This is a genomic window from Anoxybacillus sp. ST70 (assembly GCF_019553625.1).
Taxonomy (GTDB): domain Bacteria; phylum Bacillota; class Bacilli; order Bacillales; family Anoxybacillaceae; genus Anoxybacillus; species Anoxybacillus gonensis.
Genome location: NZ_JAHZOF010000022.1, coordinates 1 through 8,602, shown reverse-complemented (window position 1 = coordinate 8,602; position 8,602 = coordinate 1). Strand labels below are relative to the sequence as shown.

Here is an 8,602-nt window from a genome sequence, read left to right as displayed (position 1 = left end):
GTTGAATCTCTTCATCCGAAACAAGTTTTTGCATCAAATTCGGGAGTGTGGTATGCTTGTTCATAGAGAGCACCTCCTGGGTTTGTTTGTGTCGCTACTCACATTCTACAGGAAAGGTGCTCTTTTTCTATACCCTTTGGATTTTATTGGATAATCAACACGCCTGGTATTCTTTAAGGCTTTTGACTAAATGCTCACTAATCGGATTGTATTGTGCTTTTCTATTTTTCGTTGTCGTTAATACCACCATTCCATTTTCTAAATCAATATCTCCGACTTTTAGGTTAAGGACTGTATTAAGCCTGTTGCCTGTCTCTAAAAGATAATTGACCAATACCCAATTTCGATGCTCTACAAAGCCACATTCCTTCAAATTCGGCTTTTTGATTAGCTTTTTAACCTCTGTGTATGGCTCTTTTTGCTGTTTATCGGCTTTAATAAGGTTAATCTCAAATTTAATTAAATAATTTTCCCTCATAGCAAAGTAAAGAAATGCCCTCGTTGCCCTCAAATATGTGTTAATCGTCGTATCCTTTAATCCTTTATTTTTGAGCCACATAATAAACTTGTCGATGTGTCTTTTCTCAATTTCCCTAACATACTTAATCGCCATTTCCTCCATAAAGCGAAAAAAATGGACTAGATTTTGCTCATAAAAACGGATTGTCATTTCAGATAAGTTTTTTACTCTGTTTTCTAGCTGAAAATCTTCGTACAGTTCTCGCAAAGTTTTTTCTAATTCCGCCCTTCTCAAAGTCCGTACTTTTGCCAACTTACTTCCTCCCCTTTAAGATTAACATAATCCTAAAGGTGTCCAATAAAGCGATGGACGTGTCATCTTGTTGTCCACACGATTAACCTTTTACTTTAGCACGCTAAAAAACAAAAAAGCCAATGCCCTGAATTGCTCAAAGCATTGGCTTTACAAGCTTTTGGTTATGTATGATGCCGATGGTGGGAGTCGAACCCACACGGGGGGCTACCCCACACGATTTTGAGTCGATTATGAAACCGTGCATTCCTCTCAATTAAAGCAAACCCAGATGCAACAAGGGGTTCTTTCATTTCCTCATTTTTTGGTTCATTATTACCGAATACGACTCGAACCTTCGTGCTGTTTGGGGATATTATATAAATTATCTCATTTTTGGTCAATACTTTTTTCTTGCTTTTTTTCTGCATTATTAAAATTCATAAATTTTTCTGCACTGAGATAATTAACTAAAAGGTTTTGAAGTACAAAATCTCAAATAACAACATAAAACAATCATCATTTCATTGACCATTTAGCATAAGATTGAACACACACTAAGCAAAGACGCTTGGATAATTTTTTAAAAACCAAACGTTTTCTTTTTGTCACTCAACTATTGCCAACCGTTCGTAAAATTAATGGAATGTTCAACTATGTTACATAACCTTATTAAAATACTGGAAAGAGAAATTTTCAGTATAGACCTCCATGTCGTGCTTACGGCACCAGCAAATGATGAAAATACTAATTTTCGGGATAGTTTAAATAAGAAAAGAATAAAAAGTTTTCGAAAGATAAATTTTACCTATCACTTTTTTTAAATCTTCGGCTTTGTTAAATTTCAGTGTTGATTTTTATACCACAGAAAAAGACCGAAATAAATCGGTCTTTTTTGTATGCCTTGTTCAACTATCGCCACCTTTAGCTTAAACAACTATAAATATTCTAGCAAATGATTTTTATACATTTCTAATGCATCTGTATGTTCTTCTAAAACAGCAATTGTTTTTGGATGTGGCTTCGCATAAATTATTGGGTAATCTCTTTCATCAAATTCTTTTTGAGGAGTAAAAGCTAACTTTTCTTCGTCAATTGAAAATTGAGCATCAATTCCCTTTTTATTACCACGAGCATCTAATCGAATCCATTTATTAAGTGTTTTCAGAAAAATTGCATTTAGAGCATGAATACAATAACCTTTTTCTGGCGTATCAAACAACATCAATCGTTGATAACAAAAACCAGTTGGTATCCCCTGCGAACGTAGTAGTGCAGCTAATAAATTTGATTTTGCATAACAAATTCCTTCTTTATAGTAAAGAACCTCAGAAGCTTTACATGTAACTCTTGTGCTTTGTATATCCCACGAATGAGAAATCTCATCTCTTACAAATTCAAATGCTATTTTAGCCTTTTCCATTTCTGACTGTCCTTCATGAAACAATTTATTCATTTTTTTCTGAATTAAATAATGAGAAAAATTTACAACATCCAATTCTTCCAGATAATCCATTAAATTAGTGGACTCAGGAATTAGTTCCACTTTAGTTCCCCCTTATCAAATATGATTTTACATAATTATACAAATGTTTAAATAAAAGGATCTTCACCACAAGTTGTACTTGATCATTTAAGATAGGTGTGCATAGAGAAAATAGAGGGTACAAAAAATGCGAATTTTCCTGTATGGTAAAGGTGACCAAACCAAACCATTGGAGGAAAATTCGCATGTACTCTCAGTTTATCAAAGAACTCATCGATTTACCAGATGTTTTGATTCAAAAGGTACGAAAAGAAGAAGAACGTTGGATTTTCGAACTTTCTCTTCCCGAACAATGCCCGTTATGTCCTGTCTGCTTGAAGCGCACGATCAAAATGACATGCAAAAAGAAGCAATGGATGCATGGCTATGCTCAGCGAATCGGAATTTTTTGGATTGAACTTCCTGTAGAGCGCAGACGTTGTGGTACGTGTGGCATGACATTCAGCACGTCTTATCCAGCCATCTCTCCTCGAAGTGTGGCGACGGATGCTTTTCAGCAATGGGGCGCGCAATCTTGCATCGGAACATCCATTCTGGCAGTGGCTCGGATGCTCAAGCTTCCTTACACGACGGTGGAACGTTGGTTTTATACTCATGCTCCTTCCTTCCTATCAAATGACATCCAACCAAAGGCGGTTTGTGTCGATGAGTTCGCTTTTCGAAAAGGGCATGACTACGGAGTGGCGATCATGGATGCCGAAACGGGAGAAGTGTATGCCATTGAAGCAGGAAAGAACGAGGAAGCCATTGGACGTGCGTTGGCTCATGTGTCTCGTTCTGTTCAGGTTGTCGTGAGCGATTTAACTCCAGCGATGAAAAAAGCGATTCAAAGAGTTTGCCCAGAGGCGACACATGTGGTCGATTATTTCCATGTCATTCAGCTGTTTACAGATGCTTTAGAGCGTTGTCGCAAATATGTAGACAAAGGAGGCAAGAAACACGGAAATGTTCGTTACGTTTGTCGTTTATTGAGCCAATGTCCAGAGAAGCTGATGGAGGAAGAACGTCAAATGGTACGAGAATGGTGTAATGAAAGCGATTACTTAAAGTCTGTCTACCAATCGCTCCAACATTTTCGCTATGTGTCCAAAAGCAAAGACGTGCAACAGGCGAAACGACGTTTGGAGGTTTGGATTCATCGGTATTCGTTTTGTCCTTGTTCGGTTGTGCGTGCCATCGCAAAATCACTCGTCAAACGAACAGACGAAATCATATCGTGCATGTTATCGCCTTATTCGAATGGGAAAATGGAGGGAACGAATAACAAGATCAAGCTGATTAAACGTCGAGGATACGGATACAGAAATATCCAACGTTTTGCATTGTGGGGTTGGTTAGAAACAGCTAACATACTTTAATGGCTGGTGCAAGTACATCTTTTGGTGATGAACCGAAATTTTTCCATTTTTCCTTTTATGTAGCAACAATCTTTTAGAAAAGAGCATTAATTTAACATTAGGGGGCAGGAAAAAATGGCATCAGACAAACTTAATAATAAAAATTTGAATCAAAATTTTAAGGTTAAGGGAATTTGGTGGATTCCTTCAAAAGAAAATAAACAAGAAATCGCTGGGGAACTTATTTATGAAAATGGACGCATCACTCTTGAGTTATTCGGTTCATTTGAGGAAGACATTTTTTTAGAGCATAAACATAACGAAGTGATTTTTGGATTTACAAGTCAAGGAGACAAAATAACATTGCTGGACACCTTTCAAATACGCTCGAAAATGAGTTTTCCTGGTTTTCCTACAACAGCTTACACTGCCAATATGATGCTAACAGGATTTCATTTGTCTTCTATACATTCGCCTGAAATACATTCAGTTGCCTTTAATATTACTCATTTATCTGAATGGTTGTCTATTGCTCCATTTGAAATCTCTGAAATCATGAACGAGGATAATATTTTACAGCAACTTAATGTTCGATATAGATTTCCTGAAGTGTTTTCTTTTACCTGCAATATTAATGGACAACAAACTACCGTACAGTCTGCTTACTTTATAAACACATCTGGAGATGGAATAGACAAATTTAATATGAATCATTCAAGTTACCTTAAAATCACACCAGAAAGTAACAAATCAATAAATTGGTTTCGCAGAACCATCTTCGAAATTAAAAGCCTGTTAACGCTTTTAACTGGACACAGCCTATTATTTAATAAAATAATGGTTTATGGAAACACCAAGAAAATAGATTCAGAAGAGATTAGAGAAAAAGGACTGTTATTCGTTAGACAGTTTAAACCATCAATCACAAGGGAATTACAGAGTTATGATTTACTAATTACCTATAAGGATTTGCAAGAAAAATTTCAAAGTGTTTTTTCTAAATGGTTTGAACTTAAAGAAGAACTCCATCCCATATATAATTTAGTAGTCAGTAATTTTTATCGTGACCCATATTTAGAAACTGATTTTCTTAATCTTATGCATTCGATAGAAGGATTTCACCGAATTCGGTATGGAGGAACATATGTGGAACAAGAAGAATATGAAATTTATCTAAAAAAAATCAATGAAATAATTGATATTCAAAAATTAAATAACGACCTTAAACAAAGACTAAAAGGTATGTTAGTATACGGAAACGAATTTTCATTGCGAAAACGGATAAAAGATTTATTTAGTAAAATGGATGAAGAAACTATTAAGATTCTGATTGGGAATAACGAAAAGCCTAATGCATTTATCGACAAAATTGTAAATACCCGAAATCATTTGACACATCCTAATAAGGGAAATACATCAAATCTAATACAGACAGATGAACTTTTCCGAATTAACCATCAGTTAAAGTGTCTTGCTATGATTTTATTATTAACTACATTAGGTGTTCCTGAAAAAACGATTGCTCAGAAATTAAAGGAAAATCGCTTTTATAACCGTTTATTACCATAACAAAAAAGGTGGCAAGTATTCTGTTTTCGGCTGTAAAATGAAAAATGGCATACAAAATGACGTGCAAACTGACAGCAGTTTCAGTTTTGACACGTCATTTTTATAGCTGGATTTATCTAAATCTTTATTAGAAATGACATTATTTTTGGCATGAGGATATTTATCCAATGGCTCTGTTATCTCTTGTCAATAAGAAGTGCAAAAGCAAGCAAACATATTAAACATGACTAATATGTGCTTACCTTTATTTTTTAAGGATTTTTAGATTTCAGGTCTTGATAAGACAATAAACCACTTTTTTATTCTAAAATAAAGTTATAGAACAACTTTCTACTATAAAATGTGAATACTACAAATTATTTGAATAAGCTATTTATCGGACTAAATTTTGCATGCCCTTGCTGAACCTCGTTGCTGAAAAGATTTACATACACTTTTGTCATTTCCAATGACGTATGCCCCAGTATTGCCTGTAATTGAAATGCATTTGCCCCATTTAACACACATAATTTAGCAAAAGTATGGCGAAACGTATGTGGGGAACAGCGAACGTTCTTGATTCCTGCCTTTTTCCCATACTCTTTAATTCTGTCCTGTACTTGCTTTTTGCTGAGTGGCGTATCGTCACGGGTAATAAATAAATAAATAATCAGTATCCACACTCCCTCTAACAGCTATATATTTTTTCAACTGATTAATCATTTTATCTTGAATAGGAACAAAACGTTCGAAGCCCCCTTTTGTGTTTCGAATGCGGATGACTTTTTGCCCCCAAATGATATCCGTTGTTTTTATACTTACTAATTCATTTACTCGAACTCCCGTTTCCAACAGCAACATCATAATCGTATAATCCCTTAAACCTACAAACGTGCGAAGGTCGCATGCTTTAAATAACGCCTTTATCTGCTGGTTGTCAAACGTTTCTACAATCCTTTTTCTATCCCTCAGCAATTTGATGTCTTTCATCGGATTGCTTTTTATGAGATTCCGTCCTTCCAAAAAGTTAAAAAACGCCCTCATGGCTCGCAAACGGGAATTGATACTGACTGTCTTAAGACCTTTTTCTTTCATGTACATAATGACATTTCGCTTAATGGTTTCCCCTGTCCATTCACTTACACGTAATTCGATTTCTTGCTCTTTCAGCAGTTTTACAAATGCGTTTAACTCACTGCGATAATATTTAATCGTATGTTCCCGCAAATTTCTTAGTTCGCAATCCTCAATAAATATCTCTAACAATTCCTCAAATGTGTATTCAATTTCTGTGTTGTCGTCAGATATTAGCAACAACTCCTCACGACTCAACTCTCCTCTTCTTCCTCTCTTGCTCTTTCTCTGCAATTCTCTCTCATTTTCTATTCTTTTCACTTTCCATTTCACCTTACCGAACACGATTGTAAGCACACGATTTTCTTTTCTCGAATCGTAATTCGGTAAATAAAAAACAAGGGATTTCACATACGTGAAACCCCTTGTCCCTAAAGCCTTTCTCCTATTTTCGATGCCGATGGTGGGAGTCGAACCCACACGGGGGGCTACCCCACACGATTTTGAGTCGTGCGCGTCTGCCAGTTCCGCCACATCGGCATGAAACAATTAAATTGTATCATGCAAACTTATTTTGTCAAGCTTTTTCAGTGCCGAGGGCCGGACTCGAACCGGCACGGTAGTCACCTACCGCAGGATTTTAAGTCCTGTGCGTCTGCCAATTCCGCCACCCCGGCGCATAAAAAAATGGAGGCGGCAACCGGATTCGAACCGGTGGTAAAGGTTTTGCAGACCTCTGCCTTACCACTTGGCTATGCCGCCATAAAACGAAGAGCGGAAGACGGGACTCGAACCCGCGACCCCCACCTTGGCAAGGTGGTGTTCTACCACTGAACTACTTCCGCATATATGGCTGGGGTAGCTGGATTCGAACCAACGCATCACGGAGTCAAAGTCCGTTGCCTTACCGCTTGGCTACACCCCAACGTTTTAAAAGGTATATGGGGCGACTAGTGGGAATCGAACCCACGAATGCCAGAGCCACAATCTGGTGCGTTAACCACTTCGCCATAGCCGCCACGTTTTTGGCAGGGGCAGTAGGAATCGAACCCACACCGGAGGTTTTGGAGACCTCTGTTCTACCATTAAACTATGCCCCTAAAATGGTGGAGGGGGACGGATTCGAACCGCCGAACCCAAAGGGAGCGGATTTACAGTCCGCCGCGTTTAGCCACTTCGCTACCCCTCCGCGATGGTGCCGGCTGCAGGACTTGAACCCGCAACCTACTGATTACAAGTCAGTTGCTCTACCAATTGAGCTAAGCCGGCACAATTATGAAGAAAACTAAGTCGACATCATTCAAAATGGTGGCTCGGGACGGAATCGAACCGCCGACACAAGGATTTTCAGTCCTTTGCTCTACCGACTGAGCTACCGAGCCGTACATGGCGGTCCCGACGGGACTCGAACCCGCGATCTCCTGCGTGACAGGCAGGCATGTTAACCACTACACTACGGGACCAATATTGGTTGCGGGGGCAGGATTTGAACCTGCGACCTTCGGGTTATGAGCCCGACGAGCTACCTGGCTGCTCCACCCCGCGACGATGAAATAAAAAACTATTCAACGAAACAAAATACATCAAGAAACTTTATACACATGGTGGAGGATGACGGGATCGAACCGCCGACCCCTTGCTTGTAAGGCAAGTGCTCTCCCAGCTGAGCTAATCCTCCAAAAGATGACCCGTACGGGATTCGAACCCGTGTTACCGCCGTGAAAGGGCGGTGTCTTAACCGCTTGACCAACGGGCCATATATCATTTCCTAAGTGGCTGGCGGAGAGCAAGGGATTCGAACCCTTGAGACGCTCATCACGTCTACACGATTTCCAATCGTGCTCCTTCGACCACTCGGACAGCTCTCCGTAAATGGCTCCGCAGGTAGGATTCGAACCTACGACCGCTCGGTTAACAGCCGAGTGCTCTACCACTGAGCTACTGCGGAATAATCGTAAAAGTGATTTATGCATTACCTTGCCCGGCAACGTCCTACTCTCGCAGGCGGTGTCCCGCCAACTACCATCGGCGCTGGAGAGCTTAACTTCCGTGTTCGGGATGGGAACGGGTGTGACCTCTCCGCTATCGCCACCGAGCAAACATGCTTTAGACAAATGTTATTATAAAGGAATATTTTTTGTTGTCAAGCATTTTTTATTCCTTCAAAACTAGATAACAGGGGTTCAGATGTTTTCTTGACTACGTCAAGAACCGTTCTCCGCTTTTCTTGTGTGTTTAGTTAAGTCCTCGATCGATTAGTATCCGTCAGCTGCACGTGTCGCCACGCTTCCACCTCGGACCTATCTACCTTGTCATCTTCAAGGGATCTTACTCGCTTGACGCGAT

The 8,602-nt window shown here is 39.2% G+C and carries 4 protein-coding genes, 16 tRNA genes, 2 rRNA genes and 1 pseudogene; 2 read left to right on the top strand and 21 right to left on the bottom strand.

All coding sequences use genetic code 11. The features are described from left to right. Nucleotides 1-154: 154 nt before the first annotated feature. Together K1I43_RS15255 and K1I43_RS15250 are read right to left on the bottom strand one after the other, a co-directional pair. Nucleotides 155-772 carry a tyrosine-type recombinase/integrase gene (locus K1I43_RS15255; protein ID WP_019418706.1) on the bottom strand — a complete coding sequence of 206 codons (618 nt, stop codon included), beginning with the start codon at nucleotides 770-772 and terminating at the stop codon, nucleotides 155-157. A gap of 916 nt (nucleotides 773-1,688) precedes the next feature. Then, nucleotides 1,689-2,297: a transglutaminase-like domain-containing protein gene (locus tag K1I43_RS15250; RefSeq protein WP_019418708.1), complete on the bottom strand. Its 609-nt coding sequence runs from the start codon at nucleotides 2,295-2,297 to the stop codon at nucleotides 1,689-1,691. 185 nt (nucleotides 2,298-2,482) lie between these two features. Here K1I43_RS15250 and K1I43_RS15245 point away from each other — a divergent pair, with 185 nt between their 5' ends. Beyond that, on the top strand, nucleotides 2,483-3,655 hold the full coding sequence (locus K1I43_RS15245) for an ISL3 family transposase (protein ID WP_116052118.1): 1,173 nt from the start codon (nucleotides 2,483-2,485) through the stop codon (nucleotides 3,653-3,655). Nucleotides 3,656-3,769: 114 nt separating this feature from the next. Further along, nucleotides 3,770-5,203 (top strand): ApeA N-terminal domain 1-containing protein, encoded by a 1,434-nt coding sequence (locus K1I43_RS15240; RefSeq protein WP_019418223.1) that lies wholly within the window; start codon nucleotides 3,770-3,772, stop codon nucleotides 5,201-5,203. 356 nt (nucleotides 5,204-5,559) lie between these two features. On the opposite strand, the pseudogene K1I43_RS15905 reads toward K1I43_RS15240, so the two are convergent. The 19 genes and pseudogenes from K1I43_RS15905 to K1I43_RS15145 form a co-directional block, all read right to left on the bottom strand. Further along, nucleotides 5,560-6,577, bottom strand: a pseudogene (locus K1I43_RS15905) (tyrosine-type recombinase/integrase). A gap of 134 nt (nucleotides 6,578-6,711) precedes the next feature. Continuing rightward, nucleotides 6,712-6,796, bottom strand: a tRNA-Leu gene (locus K1I43_RS15230). A 51-nt stretch (nucleotides 6,797-6,847) separates the two neighbouring features. Next, nucleotides 6,848-6,933, bottom strand: a tRNA-Leu gene (locus tag K1I43_RS15225). An 11-nt stretch (nucleotides 6,934-6,944) separates the two neighbouring features. Continuing rightward, nucleotides 6,945-7,018, bottom strand: a tRNA-Cys gene (locus tag K1I43_RS15220). Between the two features lie 11 nt (nucleotides 7,019-7,029). After that, nucleotides 7,030-7,101, bottom strand: a tRNA-Gly gene (locus tag K1I43_RS15215). 5 nt (nucleotides 7,102-7,106) lie between these two features. Then, a tRNA-Gln gene (locus K1I43_RS15210) sits at nucleotides 7,107-7,181 on the bottom strand. Nucleotides 7,182-7,198: 17 nt separating this feature from the next. Continuing rightward, nucleotides 7,199-7,274: transfer RNA gene (locus K1I43_RS15205), tRNA-His, on the bottom strand. Between the two features lie 8 nt (nucleotides 7,275-7,282). Next, nucleotides 7,283-7,356, bottom strand: a tRNA-Trp gene (locus tag K1I43_RS15200). Nucleotides 7,357-7,360: 4 nt separating this feature from the next. Next, nucleotides 7,361-7,445 (bottom strand) — tRNA-Tyr (locus K1I43_RS15195). A gap of 4 nt (nucleotides 7,446-7,449) precedes the next feature. Next, a tRNA-Thr gene (locus K1I43_RS15190) sits at nucleotides 7,450-7,525 on the bottom strand. Between the two features lie 37 nt (nucleotides 7,526-7,562). Then, a tRNA-Phe gene (locus tag K1I43_RS15185) sits at nucleotides 7,563-7,638 on the bottom strand. Nucleotides 7,639-7,643: 5 nt separating this feature from the next. Beyond that, a tRNA-Asp gene (locus tag K1I43_RS15180) sits at nucleotides 7,644-7,719 on the bottom strand. A 5-nt stretch (nucleotides 7,720-7,724) separates the two neighbouring features. Further along, a tRNA-Met gene (locus K1I43_RS15175) sits at nucleotides 7,725-7,801 on the bottom strand. Nucleotides 7,802-7,858: 57 nt separating this feature from the next. Beyond that, nucleotides 7,859-7,934 (bottom strand) — tRNA-Val (locus tag K1I43_RS15170). Between the two features lie 6 nt (nucleotides 7,935-7,940). Continuing rightward, nucleotides 7,941-8,012: transfer RNA gene (locus tag K1I43_RS15165), tRNA-Glu, on the bottom strand. Nucleotides 8,013-8,033: 21 nt separating this feature from the next. Continuing rightward, nucleotides 8,034-8,124 (bottom strand) — tRNA-Ser (locus K1I43_RS15160). Nucleotides 8,125-8,129: 5 nt separating this feature from the next. Then, nucleotides 8,130-8,204: transfer RNA gene (locus K1I43_RS15155), tRNA-Asn, on the bottom strand. A 31-nt stretch (nucleotides 8,205-8,235) separates the two neighbouring features. After that, nucleotides 8,236-8,352 (bottom strand): 5S ribosomal RNA (gene rrf, locus K1I43_RS15150). 139 nt (nucleotides 8,353-8,491) lie between these two features. Beyond that, nucleotides 8,492-8,602 (bottom strand): 23S ribosomal RNA (locus tag K1I43_RS15145); the annotation flags it as partial.

What these genes read in the sequence shown, in the direction of transcription:
- K1I43_RS15240 (WP_019418223.1), top strand. Translation starts at nt 3,770, where the DNA reads ATGGCATCAGACAAACTTAATAATAAAAATTTGAATCAAAATTTTAAG.
- K1I43_RS15245 (WP_116052118.1), top strand. Translation starts at nt 2,483, where the DNA reads ATGTACTCTCAGTTTATCAAAGAACTCATCGATTTACCAGATGTTTTG.